15 protein-coding genes are annotated in these 20374 nt (G+C 71.7%); 4 read left to right on the top strand and 11 right to left on the bottom strand.

Annotated features, from left to right (window positions below; translation table 11 throughout):
* Window positions 1-8: 8 nt before the first annotated feature.
* The 4 genes from JHAT_RS18900 to JHAT_RS18915 all read right to left on the bottom strand — a co-directional run bounded on the left by JHAT_RS18900 (window position 9) and on the right by JHAT_RS18915 (window position 4194).
* Complete coding sequence (locus tag JHAT_RS18900; protein WP_077799453.1) at window positions 9-1061, bottom strand: 3-isopropylmalate dehydrogenase; 1053 nt, start codon at window positions 1059-1061, stop codon at window positions 9-11.
* An 88-nt stretch (window positions 1062-1149) separates the two neighbouring features.
* Window positions 1150-1281: a hypothetical protein gene (locus tag JHAT_RS35745; RefSeq protein ID WP_077799388.1), complete on the bottom strand. Its 132-nt coding sequence runs from the start codon at window positions 1279-1281 to the stop codon at window positions 1150-1152.
* A 305-nt stretch (window positions 1282-1586) separates the two neighbouring features.
* Window positions 1587-3218 carry an L-glutamate gamma-semialdehyde dehydrogenase gene (pruA, locus tag JHAT_RS18910; protein ID WP_077799389.1) on the bottom strand — a complete coding sequence of 544 codons (1632 nt, stop codon included), beginning with the start codon at window positions 3216-3218 and terminating at the stop codon, window positions 1587-1589.
* A 49-nt stretch (window positions 3219-3267) separates the two neighbouring features.
* A complete protein-coding gene (locus JHAT_RS18915) occupies window positions 3268-4194 on the bottom strand; it encodes a proline dehydrogenase family protein (RefSeq protein WP_077799390.1) in 927 nt (308 codons plus the stop codon).
* Window positions 4195-4359: 165 nt separating this feature from the next.
* On the opposite strand from JHAT_RS18915, the gene JHAT_RS18920 reads away from it, so the two are divergent.
* Window positions 4360-5622, top strand: a complete 1263-nt coding sequence (locus JHAT_RS18920; RefSeq protein WP_077799391.1) for a CdaR family transcriptional regulator — start codon at window positions 4360-4362, stop codon at window positions 5620-5622.
* Here JHAT_RS18920 and JHAT_RS18925 read toward each other — a convergent pair.
* Window positions 5603-6208 (bottom strand): TetR/AcrR family transcriptional regulator, encoded by a 606-nt coding sequence (locus JHAT_RS18925; protein WP_077799392.1) that lies wholly within the window; start codon window positions 6206-6208, stop codon window positions 5603-5605. The two genes, JHAT_RS18920 and JHAT_RS18925, sit on opposite strands and share 20 nt — an antisense overlap.
* An 83-nt stretch (window positions 6209-6291) precedes the next feature.
* Between JHAT_RS18925 and JHAT_RS18930 the strand changes: the two genes are divergently transcribed.
* A complete protein-coding gene (locus JHAT_RS18930) occupies window positions 6292-7845 on the top strand; it encodes an MFS transporter (RefSeq protein WP_171990967.1) in 1554 nt (517 codons plus the stop codon).
* A 2-nt stretch (window positions 7846-7847) separates the two neighbouring features.
* Here the strand turns inward: JHAT_RS18930 and serA are convergent, their stop codons facing one another.
* From serA to JHAT_RS18960, 6 genes are all read right to left on the bottom strand, one after another.
* A complete protein-coding gene (gene serA / locus JHAT_RS18935; RefSeq protein ID WP_077799394.1) occupies window positions 7848-9437 on the bottom strand; it encodes a phosphoglycerate dehydrogenase in 1590 nt (529 codons plus the stop codon).
* A 430-nt stretch (window positions 9438-9867) separates the two neighbouring features.
* The gene (gene ilvC, locus JHAT_RS18940; protein ID WP_019329769.1) at window positions 9868-10866 is read right to left on the bottom strand and encodes a ketol-acid reductoisomerase; all 999 of its coding nucleotides are present in this window, start codon (window positions 10864-10866) and stop codon (window positions 9868-9870) included.
* A gap of 119 nt (window positions 10867-10985) precedes the next feature.
* Complete coding sequence (gene ilvN, locus JHAT_RS18945; RefSeq protein ID WP_055421816.1) at window positions 10986-11510, bottom strand: acetolactate synthase small subunit; 525 nt, start codon at window positions 11508-11510, stop codon at window positions 10986-10988.
* A 32-nt stretch (window positions 11511-11542) separates the two neighbouring features.
* Entirely contained in the window at window positions 11543-13387 is a 1845-nt protein-coding gene (locus JHAT_RS18950; protein WP_107481958.1) for an acetolactate synthase large subunit, read from the bottom strand.
* A 242-nt stretch (window positions 13388-13629) separates the two neighbouring features.
* Entirely contained in the window at window positions 13630-16713 is a 3084-nt protein-coding gene (locus JHAT_RS18955) for a bifunctional diguanylate cyclase/phosphodiesterase (protein WP_171990968.1), read from the bottom strand.
* A 389-nt stretch (window positions 16714-17102) separates the two neighbouring features.
* Window positions 17103-18044 (bottom strand): 2-hydroxyacid dehydrogenase, encoded by a 942-nt coding sequence (locus JHAT_RS18960; RefSeq protein WP_077799397.1) that lies wholly within the window; start codon window positions 18042-18044, stop codon window positions 17103-17105.
* A 75-nt stretch (window positions 18045-18119) separates the two neighbouring features.
* Between JHAT_RS18960 and JHAT_RS18965 the strand changes: the two genes are divergently transcribed.
* Together JHAT_RS18965 and JHAT_RS18970 are read left to right on the top strand one after the other, a co-directional pair.
* The gene (locus JHAT_RS18965) at window positions 18120-19118 is read left to right on the top strand and encodes an aldo/keto reductase (protein ID WP_077799398.1); all 999 of its coding nucleotides are present in this window, start codon (window positions 18120-18122) and stop codon (window positions 19116-19118) included.
* A 55-nt stretch (window positions 19119-19173) separates the two neighbouring features.
* On the top strand, window positions 19174-20370 hold the full coding sequence (locus tag JHAT_RS18970) for a sorbosone dehydrogenase family protein (protein WP_077799399.1): 1197 nt from the start codon (window positions 19174-19176) through the stop codon (window positions 20368-20370).
* Window positions 20371-20374 lie beyond the last annotated feature (4 nt).

The following is a 20374-nucleotide window of genomic DNA, read 5'->3' on the forward strand; positions in this document are numbered from 1 at the left end:
CGGCCCGGTCAGCCGGCTACTCGTGCGGCGAGTGCGTCGCCGATCTCGGAGGTGCTGCGGGCGGGCTTGCCGACGCGCTCGCCGAGATCGGCGGCGACGGCTTCCTCGATCCGTGCCGCCTCGGCGTCGTGACCGAGGTGGCGCAGCAGCAGGGCGACGGACAGGACCGTGGCGGTCGGGTCGGCCTTGCCCTGGCCGGCGATGTCGGGCGCGGAACCGTGGACCGGCTCGAACATCGAGGGGAACTCGCCGGACGGGTTGATGTTCCCGCTCGCGGCGACGCCGATGCCGCCGGAGACGGCCGCGGCGAGGTCGGTGATGATGTCGCCGAAGAGGTTGTCGGTGACGATGACGTCGAAGCGGGCCGGGTCGGTGACGAGGTAGATCGTCGCGGCGTCGACGTGGATGTAGTCGGTGGTGACCTCGGGGTACTCCTCGGCCACCTTGTTGAAGACGTTCGTCCACAGGTGGCCGGCGAAGGTCAGCACGTTGTTCTTGTGGACCAGCGTGAGCTTCTTGCGGGGGCGGGCCTGGGCGCGGGCGAAGGCGTCGCGGACCACGCGCTCGACGCCGAAGGCCGTGTTGACGGAGACCTCGGTGGCGACCTCGTGCTCGGTGCCCTTGCGGATGGTGCCGCCGTTGCCGGTGTACGGGCCCTCGGTGCCCTCGCGGACCACGACGAAGTCGATCTCCGGCTGACCGGCGAGCGGGGTGGCCACGCCGGGGAGGAGCTTCGACGGACGGAGGTTCACGTGGTGGTCGAAGGCGAAGCGGAGCTTGAGCAGGAAGCCGCGCTCCAGCACGCCGGACGGCACCGACGGGTCGCCGATCGCGCCGAGCAGGATCGCGTCGTGCTGCTTCAGGGCCTCGAGGTCGGCGTCGGTGAGGGTCTCACCGGTGGCGTGGTAGCGCCGGGCGCCGAAGTCGAACTCCTTGGTCTCCAGCTTCACATCCTGCGGGAGGACGGCGGAGAGGACCTTGAGACCCTCGGCCACGACTTCCTGGCCGATGCCGTCACCGGGGATCACTGCGAGCTTGAGGATGCGAGAGCTTGCCGACATGCGCAGCACCCTACTCTTCGTCCCAGGGGATGACATGCGGCGTCCGGCATGCGGACATCGCAGGTGTCGTTCCGGACCCCGCCCGCCTTCAGTGGCCGGTGGACCCGCCGTTGTCCCGGCGGTCGAGGGCGCGCTGGAGGGCGGCGGCGGCGTTCTTGCGGTCGGAGTCGCTGGTACGGGAGGTGTGGCGGACTCGGCGGCGGACGGTCGTCTCGGCCATGGGGGATCGACTCCTTCGACACGGATGCGGAGTGCGGGAAAGGGGGTGACGAGACGCCGGAGGGGCGGGGAGCGGCGGGCCGCAGGGATTGCCTGCGCGGGGCCCGGCTCACGACCGCCGTTCGCTCGATGGAGCGGGACGTTCGGCTCCTACCAAGCTAAGGGAGCGCGGAGCATCTGTCTGCACGATTACTCGGACTTCCTACTATCTGAGACGGCGCCCTCGCTCACACCGCTGTGAGCTGCCGAAACGCCCGACGGGCCAGGTCGGGTGACCTGGCCCGTCGGGCGTCCTGCGCAGGGGCGTCAGCCCATGTGCGGGTAGGTGTAGTCGGTCGGCGCGACCAGCGTCTCCTTGATGGCGCGGGTCAGGGTCCAGCGCATCAGGTTCTGCGGGGCACCGGCCTTGTCGTTGGTGCCGGAGGCGCGGCCGCCGCCGAAGGGCTGCTGGCCGACGACGGCGCCGGTCGACTTGTCGTTGATGTAGAAGTTGCCGGCCGCGTAGCGCAGCTTCTCCATCGTGTACGCCGCCGCCGCGCGGTCGTTGGCGATGACCGAGCCGGTGAGGGCGTAGTCGGAGACGGACTCCATCTGGGTCAGCATCTCGTCGTACTTGTCGTCCTCGTAGACGTGCACGGCGAGGATCGGGCCGAAGTACTCGGTGCGGAACACCTCGTTCTCCGGGTCGGTGCACTCGATGACGGTCGGGCGGACGAAGTAGCCGACCGAGTCGTCGTAGGAGCCGCCGGCGACGATCGTGCAGGCCGGGTCCTCCTTGGCGCGGTCGATGGCGGCCTTGTTCTTGGCGAAGGACCGCTCGTCGATGACGGCGCCGAGGAAGTTCGACAGGTCGGTGACGTCACCCATGGTGAGGTAGTCGACCTCGGCGGCGAACTCCTCCTTGAACCCGTCGTTCCAGATGGACGCCGGGATGTACGCGCGGGAGGTGGCGCTGCACTTCTGGCCCTGGTACTCGAAGGCACCGCGGGTCAGGGCGGTCTTCAGCACGGCGCGGTCGGCCGACGGGTGGGCGACCAGGAAGTCCTTGCCGCCGGTCTCGCCGACCAGGCGCGGGTAGGTGCGGTACTTCTCGATGTTGTTGCCGACCGTCTTCCACAGGTGCTGGAAGGTCTTGGTCGAGCCGGTGAAGTGGATGCCGGCCAGGTCGCGGTGGTTCAGGGCGACCTCGGAGACCTCCAGGCCGTCGCCGGTGACCAGGTTGATGACGCCCTTGGGCAGACCGGCCTCCTCCAGCAGCTCCATGAGCAGCACGGCGGCGTGGGTCTGGGTCGGGGACGGCTTCCAGACCACCACGTTGCCCATCAGGGCCGGGGCGGTGGGCAGGTTGGCCGCGATCGCGCTGAAGTTGAAGGGCGTGATCGCGTAGACGAAGCCCTCCAGCGGGCGGTGGTCCAGGCGGTTCCACACGCCCGGCGAGTTGGCCGGGGGCTGCTCGGCCAGGATGTTCCGCGCGTAGTGGACGTTGAAGCGCCAGAAGTCGACCAGCTCGCAGGGGCTGTCGATCTCGGCCTGCTGGGCCGTCTTGGACTGGCCGAGCATGGTGGAGGCGGCGATGGTCTCGCGCCACGGGCCGGACAGCAGCTCGGCGGCGCGCAGGAGGATCGCCGCGCGGTCGTCGAAGGACATCGCGCGCCACGCCGGGGCGGCGGCCAGGGCGGCGTCGATCGCGTCCTGGGCGTCCTGCTGCGTGGCGTTCGCGTACGTGCCCAGGCGGGCCTTGTGGTTGTGCGGCTGCACGACGTCGAAGCGCTCGCCGCCGCCCATCCGCTTGACGCCGCCGATGGTGCAGGGCAGGTCGATCGGGTTGTCGGCCAGCTCCTTGAGCTTGGCCTCCAGACGGGCACGCTCGGGCGAACCGGGGGCGTAGCCGTGCACCGGCTCGTTGACGGGGGCGGGGACCTGGGTCACAGCGTCCATGGGTTCGGTAACTCCTTGACTTGAGCGGGTTGTGCGAGCGGGTGCGGGCTCAGCCCTTGGTGACCATCGAGCGGACGAAGAACCGGAGGTTGGCCGGCTTCTCCGCGAGACGGCGCATGAAGTAGCCGTACCAGTCGGTGCCGTAGGCGGTGTAGACGCGCATGCGGTGGCCCTCGGCGGCCAGTCGCAGGTGCTCCTCGCTCCGGATGCCGTACAGCATCTGGAACTCGTACTCGTCGAGCTTGCGGCCGGCGGTGCGGGCCAGCTCCTGCGCGATGGAGATCAGGCGGGGGTCGTGGGACCCGATCATCGGGTAGCCCTCGCCCTCCATCAGCGTGCGCAGGATCCGGACGTACGCCTTGTCGATCTCGTGCTTCTGCTGGTAGGCGACCTCTGCGGGCTCCTTGTAGGCGCCCTTCACCAACCGTACGCGACTGCCGCTGTCGGCGAGGCGGCGCGCGTCGGCCTCGGTGCGGAAGAGGTAGGCCTGGATGACGCAGCCGGTCTGCGGGAAGTCCTTCCGCAGCTCCTCGTGGATGGCGAACATCGAGTCGAGGGTGGTGTGGTCCTCGGCGTCCAGGGTGACCGTGGTGCCGATCGCGGCGGCGGCCTCGACGACCGGGCGGACGTTCTTCAGGGCCAGCTCGTGGCCGCCGTCCAGCGCCTGGCCGAACATCGACAGCTTCACGGACATCTCGGCGCGGGTGCCGAGGCCCAGCGGCGCGAGCCGGTCGATCAGCTCCAGGTAGGCGTCGCGGGCGGCCTCGGCCTGGGCGGGGTTCGTGATGTCCTCGCCGACGACGTCCATCGTCAGCTCCAGGCCCTTGCCGGTGAGGTCCTGGACGATCGGCACGATCTCGTCGACCGTCTCGCCGGGGATGAACCGGTCGACGACCGGCTTGGTCACCGGCGCGGCCGAGACCAGACGTCGCATCCTGTCGCTGCGCGACGCTGCGAGAATCACGGGACCCAGCACGGGGCACCTCCACTTACCGAGCAATACAGGGCCGGCACCCGACGTTTCGGGAACGGCACGGAGAACCACCGTGAAATCTAAGGACCTCCCCCGATCGTGGGCCATCGACAGCTGTCACGCATCCGTGCCACGGTTCTCAGACAGATGTATGAAGCGGCGGCGCATATGCGGCAGAATGCCCGGGTGACGACGTCGGGTTCCAGAGGTGCGGCAGGTTCCGGGGGTTCCCGGGGCGACTACCAGGAGCTGGTCGACGAGGTCTCCGAGCTGCTGGGCGCGCCGGCGACCCTGGAGAACCGCGACTTCGAGCTGATCGCCTTCGGCGCGTACGACAGCGAGGGGGAGCTGGACCCCTCCGCGCTGGACCCGGTGCGCACCCGCTCGATCCTCACCCGCCGGTCGACGGCGGCCGTCCGGGCGTGGTTCGAGGGCTTCGGCATCACCCGGGCGACCGGCCCGGTCCGCATCCCGCCGACCCCGGAGGCGGGGGTGTACCGGGGGCGGATCTGCCTGCCGGTCCGGCACCGGGGTGTCGTCCTCGGGTACGTCTGGCTCCTGGACACCGATCCGGGTCCGACGGAGCGGCAGCTCGCGGCGGCCATGGAGGTGACGGCCCGGATCGGCGCGCTGCTCGTGGACGAGGCGCAGCACGGTGCCGACCTCAGCCGGGAGTTGCGGGCCGTGCTGGCCGCCGAGCGCGACTGGCAGCGGGACATGGCCGTGACCGAACTGCGCGCCGCCCTCGGTTCCCGCGCGGACACCCTGCACACGGTGGTGTGCGTGGCCCCCTGGCCGTCCGCCGGCCCCGACGACGCGCCCTCGGTGCGCACGGTGCCGGGGGCGGTGGCGCTGTGCACGCTGCCGTGGGGCGGGGCGGCCGCACCCGGGGTCGGGACGGCCCTGTCGCTGGCGGTGCTGGTCCGCCTGCGGTCGTCGGAGGTGCCGACCCCGGCGACGTCGGCGGCGGGGCGGTTGCTGGAGCGGGCGCGCGGGACGGCGGGGGCCGGTGCGGCGGCCGGGTTCGCCGCGGGCGTCTCCGCGCCGCGCACCGGGCTGGGCGAGCTGGCGGACGCCTGGTGGGAGGCGTCGGCGGCGGCCCGCGCGGCGCTCGCCGAGACCCGGTTCGGTCCGGTCGCCGAGTGGGCGTCCATCGGCCCGTTCCGCCTGCTGGCCGCGCTGCCCCCGCGGGCCGCGCACGACCCCGCCGTGCGGGCGCTGCTCTCCCCCGCCCACCACGAACTGGCCCGTACCGCCGAGGTGTACCTGGACCGCGCCGGCCAGGCCGGCCGCGCCGCCGCCGAGCTGGGCGTCCACCGGCAGACGCTGTACTACCGGCTCTCCCGGATCGAACAGCTCACGGGACTGGACCTGGACGACGGCGAGGACCGGCTGCTGCTGCACATGGCGCTCAAGGCACATCGCCTGTAGCGGCCCCGCCCGTGGCCGCCCCGATCACCTGCCGGAGCCCTTCGGCCAGGGCGTCGGCGTCGGGCGCGGTCTTCGGGTCGAAGGTCCACTGCGCGATGAGACCGGTCATCAGGGTGACGTAGAACGCGCCCAGGGTGTCCGTCGTCCCGTCCGTCACGTCCTCCTCCCTGCCGCCCATGAGCAGGGGGACGAGGCCGCGTCCGGCCTCACGCTGGGCGCGGCCGAGGTGGTCGCGCAGCTCGGGCATCCGGTCGCCCATGACCAGTACCTCCATGCTGAGGCGCCAGATGGAGCCGGGCTCCCGCATGGTGCCGATGATGTTGGACCACACCTGCCGGAACCGCTCGACCGAGCCCGGTTCGGTGTCGTCCAGGGCGGAGCCCTCCCCTTCGAAGGCGCCCCCCATCCCCTCGACCAGCTCGATGTACGCCTGCGCGAGCAGGACGTCCTTCGAGCCGTAGTGGTAGCCGATGGACGCCAGGTTGGTCCCCGACTCCTTGACGATGTCCCGCGCGGTCGTGCGCGCGAACCCCTTCTCGAGCAGGCAGCGCTTGGCGCCCTCGAGCAGATCCTCACGGTGTCCCATGACGTCACCCTACCGCCCTTCCATACACGCGTCCTAAACAAGCGTACTAGACATGCGTATAAGACGTGCGTACAGTCGCCGCCATGACAACGAACCCGCCCCGTGCCGGGCGCCGTGAGTGGACGGCGCTGACCGTCCTGATGCTCCCGCTCCTCCTGGTCTCGATGGACGTCTCGGTCCTGTACTTCGCGATCCCCTCGATCAGCGCCGATCTGGAACCGAGCGGCACGCAGCAACTGTGGATCTTCGACATCTACGGCTTCGTCCTGGCCGGCCTGCTGATGACGATGGGGTCGCTGGGCGACCGCATCGGGCGGCGCAGGCTGCTGCTGATCGGCGCGGCGGCCTTCGGCGCCGCCTCCCTCGCGGCCGCCTACGCGCACAGCGCCGAGACCCTCATCGCCGCCCGCGCGGTCCTCGGCATCGGCGGCGCGACCCTGATGCCGTCGACGATGGCGCTGATCCGCACGATGTTCTCCGACCCCTCGCAGCGGGCGAAGGCGGTCGGGCTGTGGTCCGGGGTGATGACCGCGGGCATCGCGCTCGGCTCGGTGATGAGCGGCGTGCTGGTCGAGTACTTCTGGTGGGGCTCGGTCTTCCTGGTCAACCTGCCCGCGATGGCGCTGCTCCTGGTCCTCGGCCCGGTGCTGCTGCCGGAGTCGCGCCACCCCCGCGCCGGCCGCTTCGACCTGCTGAGCGTGCCGCTGTCGATGGCCGCGGTCCTGCCCGTGATCTACGGCCTGAAGGAGATCCCGACCGAGGGCTGGCACGTGGAGTACGTGATGTCGGTGACCGTCGGCCTGCTCTTCGCGGCCCTGTTCGTGCACCGCCAGCGCACCGCCGCGTCCCCGCTGATCTCACCGGAGCTGTTCCGCGCCCGCGGCTTCACCCCGGCCGTCGTCCTCAACCTGGTGTCGGCCTTCGGGATGATGGGCTCCTCCTACTACACCACCCAGTACCTCCAGTCGGTGCTGGACAAGAGCGCGCTGGAGGCCGCGCTGTGGGCCCTGCTGCCGTCGGTGCCGATCGGTCTCGCCGCGCCGCTCGCCATGCGGCTGGTCCAGCGGGGCGTGGAGCGGGCGCACGTCGTCGCGGGCGGATTCGTGGTCGCGGCGGCCGGGTACGGTCTGCTGGCCCTGTGCGGCACCGACTCCCTGTGGCTGCTGCTGGGTGCGTGCGCGGTCATGGCGAGCGGCATCGTCGCGGTGATGTCGCAGCTCGCCGACCTGGCGCTCGGCTCCGCACCGGTCGAGAAGGCGGGCGCGGCGTCCTCCCTGATGGAGACCGGCACCGAGTTCGGCGGCGCCCTGAGCCTGGCCGTCCTCGGCTCGGTCGGCACGGCCGTGTACCACCGCGAGATGCCGGCGGCGGCGCCGGACGCGGCCCGGGAGACCCTGGGCGGCGCGCTGGCCGTGGCGCGCGACCTTTCCGGGAGCGCGGGAGAGGCGCTGGCGACGGCGGCGCGGGAGGCGTTCACCGACGGGATGCGGGGCGCGGCCGTCGCGGGCGCGGTGCTGCTGCTGGTGGCGGCCGTCCCCGCGGCGCGGGCACTGCGCGGGATCCGGGTCCGCACGGAGGCGGAGACGGAGAACGCCGGACGGGCCGACTCGCTCGACCCGTCCGGCGTTCGAGGGTGACCTCAGACCAGGTTCACCGACCGCGCGGACGCCGCGCCGATCTCCGAGGCGACCTCGGCCAGCACCCCGGAGGGCACCGTGTCGTCGACGGTCAGCACCGCGAGGGCCTCGCCGCCGACGGTCGCGCGGGCGACCTGCATGCCGGCGATGTTCAGGCCCGCCTCGCCGATGACGCGGCCGACGGTGCCGACGACACCCGGACGGTCCTCGTAGCGCAGCACCACCATGTGGTCGGCGAGGGCGAGGTCGACGTCGTACTCGCCGATGGCCACGATCTTCTGCACGTGCTTCGGGCCGGCCAGCGTGCCGGAGACCGAGACCTCCTGGCCGTCGGCGAGGGTGCCGCGCACGGTGACGACGTTGCGGTGGTCGGCCGACTCGGAGCTGGTGGTCAGGCGGACCTCGACGCCGCGCTCCTGGGCGAAGAGCGGGGCGTTGACGTAGGACACGGTCTCGTCGACGACGTCCTCGAAGACGCCCTTGAGGGCGGAGAGCTCCAGCACCTTCACGTCGTGCTGGGTGATCTCGCCGTAGACCTCGACGTCGAGGCGGACGGCGACCTCGCCGGCGAGCGCGGTGAAGATCCGGCCGAGGCGCTCGGCGAGCGGCAGGCCCGGCTTGACGTCCTCGGCGATGACGCCGCCCTGGACGTTGACCGCGTCGGGGACCAGCTCGCCGGCGAGGGCGAGGCGGACCGACTTGGCGACGGCGATGCCGGCCTTCTCCTGGGCCTCGTCGGTGGAGGCGCCCAGGTGCGGGGTGCACACGACCTGGTCGAACTCGAACAGCGGCGAGTCGGTGCACGGCTCCTTGGCGTACACGTCGAGGCCGGCGCCGGCGACGCGGCCCTCCTTCAGCGCCGAGTACAGCGCCTCCTCGTCGACGATGCCACCGCGGGCGGCGTTGACGATGCGGACGCTCGGCTTGACCTTGCGCAGCGCCTCGTCGCCGATCAGGCCGAGGGTCTCGGGGGTCTTGGGCAGGTGGACGGTGATGAAGTCGGAGACCTCGAGCAGCTCGTCCAGCGACAGGACCTTGACGCCCATCTGCGCGGCCCGCGCGGGCTGCACGTAGGGGTCGTAGGCGACGACCTTCATGCCGAAGGCCGACATGCGCTGCGCGACCAGCGCGCCGATGCGGCCGAGGCCGACGACGCCGAGGGTCTTCTCGGCCAGCTCGACGCCGGTGTACTTGCTGCGCTTCCACTCGCCGTTCTTCAGGGCGGCGTTGGCCTGCGGGATGTTGCGTGCGGTGGCGATGAGCAGGCCGCAGGCCAGCTCGGCGGCGGTGACGATGTTGGAGGTCGGCGCGTTCACGACCATCACGCCGGCCTTGGTGGCGGCGGAGACGTCGACGTTGTCCAGGCCGACGCCGGCGCGGGCGACGACCTTGAGCTTCTTGGCGGCGGCGACGGCCTCGGCGTCGACCTTGGTGGCGGAGCGGACCAGGATCGCGTCCACGTCGGTGATGGCGGGGAGCAGTTCGGCCCGGTCCGCGCCGTTGCAGTGGCGGATCTCGAAGTCGGGGCCGAGCGCGTCCACGGTCGCGGGCGACAGCTCTTCGGCGATGAGTACGACGGGTTTCGAGCTCACGTGAGTCCTCACAAGTCCAATGCGGACGGCCGTCCCGACGGCCGCAGGCGGTGGAGGGGAGTGACACCGGGAAAGGGCGGGTGTGTTCCCGCGTCGTTCGGTGCGTGCTCTCGGCGTGCCGGACGGGGGTCCTCGTAGCGGAGGGCTACCAGGGCCTTTGCCCGGTGCGGCGGGAGTGCGTGCCGGGCGGCGTGGGGACGTGCCTGCACTTCTCCGGGGTCGCTAGGCCGCGTGGAAGACGCACGACGCTGTGAGCCTGACGCGTATGTTGTGCAGCAGTCTAGTGGCGTGGCGGGGATCGTCCTGCGCCTCCGCGGAAGGATCACCCGTCCGTGGCTGGACGGGATGGACAACGCCGTCACCTACGACGTTACCCCGGGTTCGCCGAAGGGGCCGGAGCGATGTGCTCCGGCCCCTTCGGCCGTGAGGCCTACGCCTCCTCGTCGACCCAGCTCATGAGCTTGCGCAGCTCCTTGCCGGTGGTCTCCAGCAGGTGCTCGGAGTCCTGCTTCTTGTACTCGTTGTACTTCTTCAGGCCGCCGTGGTACTCGTCCATCCAGTTCTTGGCGAACGTGCCGTCCTGGATCTCGGCGAGGACCTTCTTCATCTCGGCCTTGGTGGCGTCGGTGATGATGCGCGGGCCGGTGACGTAGTCGCCCCACTCGGCGGTCTCGGAGATCGACCAGCGCATCTTCTCCAGGCCGCCCTCGTACATGAGGTCCACGATCAGCTTCAGCTCGTGCAGGCACTCGAAGTAGGCGATCTCCGGCTGGTAGCCGGCCTCGGTCAGGGTCTCGAAGCCCGCCTTGACCAGGGCGGCGGTGCCACCGCACAGGACGGCCTGCTCACCGAACAGGTCGGTCTCGGTCTCCTCGGTGAAGGTCGTCTTGATGACGCCGGCGCGGGTGCCGCCGATGCCCTTCGCGTACGACAGGGCCAGCGCGAAGGCGTTGCCGGAGGCGTCCTGCTCGACGGCGGCGATGCAGGGGACGCCGCGGCCCTCCTCGTACTGACGGCGCACCAGGTGGCCCGGGCCCTTCGGGGCGACCATGCAGACGTCCACGCCGGCCGGGGGCTTGATGAAGCCGTAGCGGATGTTCAGGCCGTGGCCGAAGAACAGGGCGTCGCCGTCCTTCAGGTTGTCCTTGATGTCCTTCTCGTAGACCTCGGCCTGGATCGGGTCCGGGACCAGGATCATGATGACGTCCGCCTCGGCGGCGGCCTCGGACGGGCTCACCACGCGCAGGCCCTGCTCCTCGGCCTTGGCCTTGGACTTGGAGCCCTCGTGCAGACCGACGCGCACGTCGACACCGGAGTCGCGCAGCGACAGGGCGTGGGCGTGGCCCTGGCTGCCGTAGCCGATGACCGCGACCTTGCGGCCCTGGATGATGGACAGGTCGGCGTCGGCGTCGTAGAACAGCTCGGCCACTGGATTCTCTCCTTGTGTGCAGGTGTTGCGTCCCACCGTATGCCGGTGGGGGGAAGGGAAGTTTCGGAATCTCGGAATGCGGGCGGCCGGGGGGGGTTCGCGGCCGCCCGCCTCCGTCGTCATGCGGACCGGTCGAGTGCGCGCAGCGAGCGGTCCGTGATCGAACGGGCGCCGCGGCCGATGGCGATCGTGCCGGACTGGACGAGTTCCTTGATGCCGTACGGTTCCAGCATCTTGAGCATGGCGGACAGCTTGTCGCTGCTGCCGGTGGCCTCGATGGTGACGGCCTCCGGGGAGACGTCGACCGTCTTGGCGCGGAAGAGCTGGACGATCTCGACGATCTGGGAGCGCGTCTCGTTGTCGGAGCGCACCTTCACCAGAACGAGTTCGCGCTGCACGGCCTGGGTGGGCTCCAGCTCGACGATCTTGAGCACGTTGACCAGCTTGTTGAGCTGCTTGGTGACCTGCTCCAGCGGGAACTCCTCGACGCTCACCACGATGGTGATGCGGGAGATGTCGGGGTGCTCGGTGACGCCGACGGCGAGCGAGTCGATGTTGAAGCCGCGGCGGGAGAACAGGGCGGCGATCCGGGCGAGGATGCCGGGCGTGTTCTCCACCAGGACGGAGAGCGTGTGCTTGGACATGATCTGCTTCCTCTGCTGGGTCCTGACGGCTCTCAGTCGTCTTCGCCGTCGCCGAAGTCGGGGCGGACGTCCCGGGCGGCCATGATCTCGTCGTTGGAGGTGCCGGCGGCGACCATCGGCCAGACCATCGCGTCCTCGTGGACGATGAAGTCGACGACGACGGGGCGGTCGTTGACGGAGTTGGCCTCCTCGATGACCTTGTCGAGGTCGGCGGGGTCCTCGCAGCGGATGGCGTAGCAGCCCATGGCCTCCGACAGCTTCACGAAGTCGGGGACGCGGGTGCCGCGGGCGTCCGGGTTGACGTCCTCGGGACCGGAGTGCAGCACCGTGTTGGAGTACCGCTGGTTGTAGAACAGGGTCTGCCACTGGCGGACCATCCCGAGGGCGCCGTTGTTGATGACGGCGACCTTGATCGGGATGTTGTTCAGGGCGCAGGTGGTGAGCTCCTGATTGGTCATCTGGAAGCAGCCGTCGCCGTCGATCGCCCACACGGTCCGGTCGGGCATGCCGGCCTTGGCGCCCATGGCGGCCGGGACGGCGTAGCCCATGGTCCCGGCGCCGCCGGAGTTCAGCCAGGTGGCGGGCTGCTCGTACTGGACGAAGTGCGCGGCCCACATCTGGTGCTGGCCGACGCCGGCCGCGAAGATCGTGCCCTCGGGCGCGAGCTGCCCGATGCGCTCGATGACCGCCTGCGGGGAGAGCGAACCGTCCTCGGGCTGGTCGTAGCCCAGGGGGTAGGTCTCGCGCCAGCGGTTGAGGTCCTTCCACCAGGCGGTGTAGTCGCCCCGGTTGCCCTCGGCGTGCTCCTTCTGGACGGCCTGGACGAGGTCGGCGATGACCTCGCGGGCGTCACCGACGATCGGCACGTCGGCCTCGCGGTTCTTGCCGATCTCCGCCGGGTCGATGTCGGCGTGGACGATCTTGGCGTGCGGGGCGAAGCTGTCCAGCTTGCCGGTGACGCGGTCGTCGAAGCGGGCTCCGAGGGCGACGATCAGGTCGGCCTTCTGCAGCGCGGTGACGGCGGTGACCGCACCGTGCATGCCCGGCATCCCCACGTGCAGCGGGTGGCTGTCGGGGAACGCGCCGAGCGCCATCAGGGTGGTGGTGACGGGTGCTCCGGTCAGTTCGGCGAGGACCTTCAGCTCGGCGGTGGCGCGGGCCTTGAGGACGCCGCCGCCGACGTAGAGCACCGGGCGCTTCGCGGCGGTGATCAGCTTGGCGGCCTCGCGGATCTGCTTGGCGTGCGGCTTGGTGACCGGGCGGTAGCCGGGCAGGTCCGTGGCCGGCGGCCAGGAGAAGGTCGTCTGCGCCTGCAGCACGTCCTTCGGGATGTCGACGAGGACCGGGCCGGGGCGGCCGGTCGAGGCGATGTGGAACGCCTCCGCGATCGTCTTCGGGATGTCCTCGGCCTTGGTGACCAGGAAGCTGTGCTTGGTGATCGGCATCGTGATGCCGACGATGTCCGCCTCCTGGAAGGCGTCCGTGCCGATCGCCTTGGTGACGACCTGGCCGGTGATCGCGACCAGCGGCACCGAGTCCATGTTCGCGTCGGCGATGGGCGTCACCAGGTTGGTGGCGCCGGGGCCCGAGGTCGCCATGCAGACGCCGACCTTGCCGGTCGCCTGGGCGTAACCGGTGGCCGCGTGGCCCGCGCCCTGCTCGTGGCGGACGAGCACGTGGCGCACCCGGCCGGAGTCCATCATCGGGTCGTACGCGGGGAGGATCGTGCCCCCGGGAATGCCGAATACGGTGTCGACCCCGACCTCCTCAAGCGAGCGGATGAGGGACTTCGCGCCCGTGACGTGCTCGGGGGCGGACTGTCCTCCGGATCGGGGCCGCGGCTGCGGGTGATGGGCCCCGGTGGCCTGCTCGGTCATCGGCATTCTCTTCTCGATGCTGAGGGTTTTTGCGAGGTTCGGGCGGTCTGCGGCTGTTGCTCGGCGGGTGCCTGTGCAACAAAAAACCCCTCGTGCCATAAGGCAAGCGAGGGGAGCGCGCCGGGTGGAGGTCGCTGGGGTCCGGGTCGGTCCGGACGTCACCAGCTTCAGCCGACGCGCTGTCCAAGTACGAGAATTCGGGTGCGCATGGCACTGACCTTCCCTCCGGCACGCACTCACTGTCAAGTGGGTGGGACGGGCGTCTCACCATGTGAGCGGAGGGCCGTGCCACCTCCCAGGACGGCCGGCAGGCCGGGACCGACGCCGCCGGCGACCTGACCGGCGGAAGCGTTGCCGACGCCCGCGCCGACGGTGCCGGCGTACACCCCGGCGCCGCCGCCCGCGAACGCCGGTTCGGCCGGTCCGTGCGGCACCGGATAGTGGCCGATCCCGAGCGCCCTGCGCAGCCGGTGCTCGTCCAGCGGTCCGGAGAAGGCCATGCCCTGCCCGTGCGTGCAGCCCATCGCGCGCAGGGCGACGATCTGCTCGGGCAGGTCCACGCCGTCGGCCACGGACGTGAGGCCGAGGTCGGTCGCGATGCGCAGCAGCCCACTGGTGATCTTGTGCAGCCGCGCGGACTCCACCACGCCCTCGACCAGGCTCCGGTCGAGCTTGAGGACGTCGACGGGGAGCCGCCTGAGGGCGGTGATCGCCGCGTGGCCGCTGCCGAAGCCGTCGAGCGTGATCCGGACGCCGACCCGCCGCAGGGCGTTCAGTCTGCGCTCCAGTTCGTCCAGGCCGACCCGGGGGTCGGTGTCGGACAGCTCGATCACCAGGGAGCCCGGCGGCAGCCCGTGCCGGGTCAGCAGGGCCTCCACGGTGCCCAGCGGCATGGAGCGGTCGAGCAGCCGCCGGGCGCCGATCCGCACGGCCACCGGCACCGACAGGCCGGCCGCCGCCCGCTCCGCGGCCTGCTCGACGGCCTCCTGGAGCACCCAGCGGTCCAACTCGGCGGTCCTGTCCCCGTCCTCGGCCACCCGCAGGAACTCGGCGGGGGTGAACAGCACGCCCTGGGACGAGCGCCAGCGCGCCTGGGCGCACACGGACGTGATCCGGCCGTCCGTCAGGGACACCACCGGCTGGTGGAGCAGCGCGAACTCGCCGTCGTGCAGCGCGGCCCGCAGCCGGCCTGCCAGCTCGGCCTTGCGCACGACGTCCTGCTGCATCTGCGGCCGGTACAGCTCGACGCGTCCCTTGCCGCCCGCCTTGGCGCGGTACATGGCGAGGTCGGCGTTGCGCAGCAGTTCGCCCGCGCCGAGCCCCGGTTCGGCGAACGCGACGCCGATGGAGGCGTTGACGCGGACGTCGTTGCCGTCGATGAGGTAGGGCTGCGAGAGGGTGGTCCTGAGGCGGTCGGCGAGCTCCAGGATGTGCCTCTCGCGGGCGGCCCGGTCACGGGTGCCGTCCCCGGTGATCAGGGCCGCGAACTCGTCGCCGCCCAGCCGGGAGGCGGTGTCCCCCTTGCGGACGGCCTCCTGGAGTCTGCGGGCGGCCTGGACGAGGAGTTCGTCCCCGGCCTGGTGCCCGATGGTGTCGTTGACCGCCTTGAAGCCGTCGAGGTCGATGAAGAGCACCGCCGTCCCGCGCAGGGCGGCGCCCCGGTCACTGGCGCGGCGGCCGGACAGGGCCTGCTGGACGCGCCGGGTGAACAGGGCGCGGTTGGGCAGGTCGGTGAGCGGGTCGTGCTCGGCGTTGTGCTGGAGCTGCGCCTGCAGGCGCACTCTCTCGGTCACGTCCCGGCTGTTGAAGATGAGGCCCCCGTGGTGCCGGTTGACGGTCGACTCGACGTTGAGCCAGCCGCCGTCCCCGGACCGGAAGCGGCACTCGATGCGCGTGGTGGGTTCCTCGACCGGGTCCGCGGCGAGGAAGCGGCGCACCTCGTGCACCACGCAGCCGAGGTCCTCCGGGTGGATGAGGCCCGCCAGTTCGCTGCCGACGAGTTCCTCCGCCGGGCGGCCGTAGACCCCGGCGGCGGCCGGGGAGACGTAGCGGAGGATGCCGTTGGGCGCGGCGATCATGATGACGTCGCTGGAGCCCTGCACCAGGGAGCGGAAGTGGTTCTCCTTCTGGGCCAGTTCCTGGGTGAGGGTGATGTTGTCCAGCAGCATGATGCCCTGGCGTACGACGAGCGCGAGCACCACAGTGCCGCAGGTCAGGAGCACCACGCGGTCGACGCTGCGGCCGTTGAGGACGTTGTAGAGGATGCCCAGGGTGCAGACCGCGGCGGCGAGGTAGGGCGTGAGCGCGGCCAGGGAGCCGGCGATCGGCCGGGCGGCCGGGTAGCGGCTCGGCTCGTCGCCCGGCGCGGACGCGGGCGGGGGGACCGGCGCCGGACGGCGGTCCGCGGTGCGCCGGCCCGGCACGTGCTCGTGGACCACGCGCGTGTGTCCGCCGGACCCGTCCTCGTCCTGCGGTCGCCCCCGCCACGACGCGGTCCAGGGGGCGTACGCGAGCAGCAGCGAACCCGCGAACCAGCCGGCGTCGAGCAACTGGCCGGAGCGGTAGCTGTTGTGCATCAGCGGCGAGGTGAACAGGGCGTCGCACATCACCGTCAGGGCGAGCGCGCCGATGGCGGTGTTGACCGTGGACCGCCCCATGGGCGAGCGCCTGAAGTGCAGCGCGAGCACCATGCTGATCAGGGCGATGTCGAGCAGCGGATACGCCACCGAGAGCGCGGCGTGCGCCACGCTGGAGCCGCCCTCGGCCTTGGCCGCCTGGGCGAGGGCCAGGCTCCAGGCCAGGGTCAGCAGCGAACCGCCGATCAGCCAGGCGTCCAGGCCCAGACAGATCCAGCCCGCCTTGGTCACCGGGCGTTTGGCCAGCACCAGCAGTCCCACGATGGCGGGCGGCGCGAAGCACAGGAAGAACAGGTCGGCATAGCTGGGGCTGGGCACCGACTGCCGCAGGACGACCTCGTACCACCCCCAGACCAGGTTGCCCAGGGCCGCCATCGCCGAGGAGAGGGCGAACAGGAGCCAGGCGGGCCGGTAGCGGACCCGGTGGCCGCGGGCGTAGAGGAAGCAGGAGACGGCGGCGGCGCCGGCGGCGGCGCTCAGCCCGAAGTCGCCCATGATCGTGGCGAGGTACTCGGAACCCCAGCCGAGCGCGGAACCGATGGCGTACCCCGCGCAGACCACGGCCAGGGCGAGTTGGCGGACGAGGGCCGGCCTGCCGGTGGCCGACGCCGGCGCGGGCGGCAGCGGTCCGGAGGCGGGCGGCGTCCGCGGCGCTCCGTCCAGGGTGGACACGGGCGTGGGCGGACTCACCGGGGCCTCCCGGTCCGCGCCCCCGCCGTGCCCCACGGGCCCGCGTGCGCCGAGGGCGTCTGGTGCGCCTGCCTCCTGCGGCCGCTCCGGCGGCGCTGGTGATGATCGTGGTGGCCGTGCCGGCCCCATCCGTGTGTGGCCGTGCGCCAGGGTCGCCGGCGGCGGCTCCGCCGCGTCGGGTCGTTCGTCCATAGGCCGTGCATCGCCCGTCGCCCCCCTCACAGTCTGACTCGTCCGTCCCCGGCGCCGACCGGTGCGCGGCGCGTCCCCTGTCGGACGATACACCAGTCTCGTCACTCTGGGACATAGCTTCTCTACTCTCCGTGACGACCAGGGAATATGCGGGCACCCACCGCGCCCGGAGGGTTGCGGAGGGTACCCGAAACGGATTACCCGCCCGTCGTCAGGATCACGTTGCGCAGCGGCTCCCGGTTCACGAACCGGGTCAGCTGGTCCACCAGCAGCCGCTCGGCGCGCGGCAGGAAGGCGGACGTCGGTCCGCCGGCGTGCGGGCTGACGAGCACTCCCGGAGCCTGCCACAGGGGGTGACCCGGCGGCAGCGGTTCGGGGTCGGTGACGTCGAGGGCGGCGGTGAGGCGTCCGCTCTCCAGTTCGGCGAGCAGGGCCTTGGTGTCGACGACGGGACCGCGTGCCACGTTGACGAGCAGGGCCCCGTCCTTCATCCGGGCCAGGAAGTCCGCGTTCACGAGACCGCGGGTCGCCTCCGTGAGCGGGGTGGAGAGGATGACGACGTCCGCCTCCGGGAGGAGGGCGGGCAGTTCGGTGAGCGGGTGCACCGGACCGCGCGCCGTGGTGCGGGCGGAGCGCGCGACGCGCACCACCCGCGCGACCTCGAACGGCACGAGCCGGTCCTCGATCGCGGCGCCGATCGATCCGTACCCGACGATGAGCACGTTCCGGTCGGCGAGCGCCGGCCGGAAGCCACCGAGCCACTCGCCGCGGTCCTGCGCGCGCACGAAGTCGGGGACACCGCGCAGCGACGCCAGAACCAGGGTCAGGGTCAGCTCGGCGGTGCTGGCCTCGTGCACTCCGCGCGCGTTGCACAGCCGTACGCCCGCGGGCAGGTCGCCGAGTCCCGGCTCCACGTGGTCGATGCCGGCGGAGAGCGTCTGGACGACCTGGACGGACCGCATCCGCGGCAGCGGGCGTATCTCGATCCCGCCGGGCTTCATGTAGGGGACGACGTAGAACGCGCAGTCGGCCGGGTCCGCGGGGAAGTCCTCCTCGCCGTTCCAGTAACGGTAGGCGGGGCCCTCGGGGAGTCCCTCGATCTCGCCCGGCGGGATGGGCAGCCACACGTCAGCAGTCATGTCAGGAGGCTATGTCAGGGCCGTGGGACGGCAGAGGTTAGGTTGGGTGGCCTGACGAGGGAGGGTCACGACCAGGTGGAGCGCAGGACGATCGGCGCGACGGCACTCGCGGTGGGGGCCGTCGGACTGGGGTGCATGCCGATGAACTGGGCGTACAGCGCGTCGCGGCAGCGCGGCGACGAGTCGGTCAGGGCGGTGCACCGGGCCCTCGATCTGGGCGTCTCCCTGCTGGACACGGCGGACATGTACGGGCCGTTCACCAACGAGCTGCTGCTGGGACGGGTGTTGAAGGAGCGGCGCTCGGACGCCTTCGTGTCGACGAAGGTCGGACTGCTCGTCGGTGACCAGCACATCGTGGCCAACGGCCGTCCCGGCTACGTGCGGCGCGCCTGCGACGCCTCCCTGCGCCGGCTGCAGACGGACGTCATCGACCTCTACCAGCTGCACCGCGCCGATCCGGAGGTGCCCGTCGAGGAGACCTGGGGCGCGATGGCGGAGCTGGTGCGGGCCGGGAAGGTGCGGGCGCTCGGGCTCTGCGCGGTCGGTGCCCGGTCGGCCCGGCGGCCGGGGGCGCGGCTGCACGACGCGACGGTGCGCCAGCTGGAGCGGGTGCAGCAGGTCTTCCCGGTGAGCGCCGTGCAGGCCGAGCTGTCGGTATGGTCGCCGGAGGCGCTGCGGACCCTGCTGCCGTGGTGCGAGAGCAGGGGTGTCGGCTTCCTCGCCGCGATGCCGCTCGGCAACGGCTTCCTGACCGGCACGCTGACCCCCGGGCAGGGCTTCGAACCGGAGGACCTGCGCGCCCGGCACCCCCGCTTCACCGCCGAGATGATGGCCGCCAACCAGCCGATCGTGGCCGGCCTGCGCCGGATCGCGGCCCGGCACGGCGACGACGTCACGCCGGCGCAGGTGGCGCTGGCCTGGGTGCTGGCGCAGGGGCGGCACGTGGTGCCGGTGCCGGGCACCAAGCAGGAGCGCTGGGTGACGCAGAACGCGGGGGCGGCCGCACTGCGGCTGACCGGACCGGACCTGGCGGAGATCCGGGACCTGCCGGCGGCGCAGGGCTCGTGGGACTGAGGCGGGTCCGGGTCCGGGATCCGGCGACCGGGCGCCTGGAGGGGCCCGACGGTGTATGACAGGAAGAACCCGCCGCTTCGAAGGGACCCCGATCGTGCGACGTCGACCCGTGACGGCCGTGCTGGCCGCCGCCCTCCTGCTGTCGGCCGGCTGCTCCTCCGACGACGGTGAACCGTCGGCCGCGGGCGGGAGGGCCTCCCCGAGTCGTACGACGGCGGGGCCGTCCTCCGGCCCGGCCGCCGAGGAGACACCACCCGCGAAGGGTTCCGTGAAGGTGGTCCGCACCGTCGCCACGGGGTTGCGGAGCCCGTGGGGTCTGGCCCCGCTGCCGGACGGCGGCCTGCTGGTCTCCTCGCGCGACGGGGCCACGATCACCCGGGTCGACGAGAGGACCGGCCGGACGACGGAGCTCGGCGAGGTGCCCGGGGTGTCCCCGGCCGGGGAGGGCGGCCTCCTGGGCATCGCCCTCTCCCCCGACTACGCGTCGGACCACATGGTCTACGCGTACTTCACCTCGGCCTCGGACAACCGCATCGTGCGCATGCTCTACGACGCCGAGAAGCCGCCGGGAGAGCAGCTGGGCGCCCCGGACACGGTGTTCAAGGGCATCCCCAAGGGCGTCATCCACAACGGCGGCCGGATCGCCTTCGGGCCGGACGGGATGCTGTACGCGGGCACGGGCGAGAGCGGCGAGCGGGGCCTGTCGCAGGACAAGGAGTCCCTCGGCGGCAAGATCCTGCGCATGACGCCGGAGGGGGAGCCGGCGCCCGGCAACCCGTTCCCCGACTCACCGGTGTACTCGTACGGCCACCGCAACGTGCAGGGCCTGGCCTGGGACGGCAGGCAGCGGCTGTTCGCCTCGGAGTTCGGGCAGGACACCTGGGACGAGCTGAACGCGATCGAGCCCGGGGGCAACTACGGCTGGCCGGAGGCGGAGGGCAGGTCCGGCGGCTCCGCCTTCCTGGACCCGGTCGCCCAGTGGAGCACCGACGAGGCCTCCCCCAGCGGCGTCGCCTTCGCCGAGGGCAGTGTCTGGATGGCGGGGCTGCGCGGCGAGCGGCTGTGGCGCGTCCCGCTGCGGGGCACCCGGGCGGCGGCCGGTCCGCAGGCGTTCCTCACGGGCGAGTACGGCCGCCTGCGCACGGTGGTCGCGGCGGGCGGTGACAGGCTGTGGCTCGTCACGAGCGACACGGACGGCCGGGGCGACGTGAAGGACGCGGACGACCGGATCCTGGAGCTGAAGGTGACGTAGGCGG

This window comes from Streptomyces sp. JHA26, assembly GCF_002005565.1.
Taxonomy (GTDB): domain Bacteria; phylum Actinomycetota; class Actinomycetes; order Streptomycetales; family Streptomycetaceae; genus Streptomyces.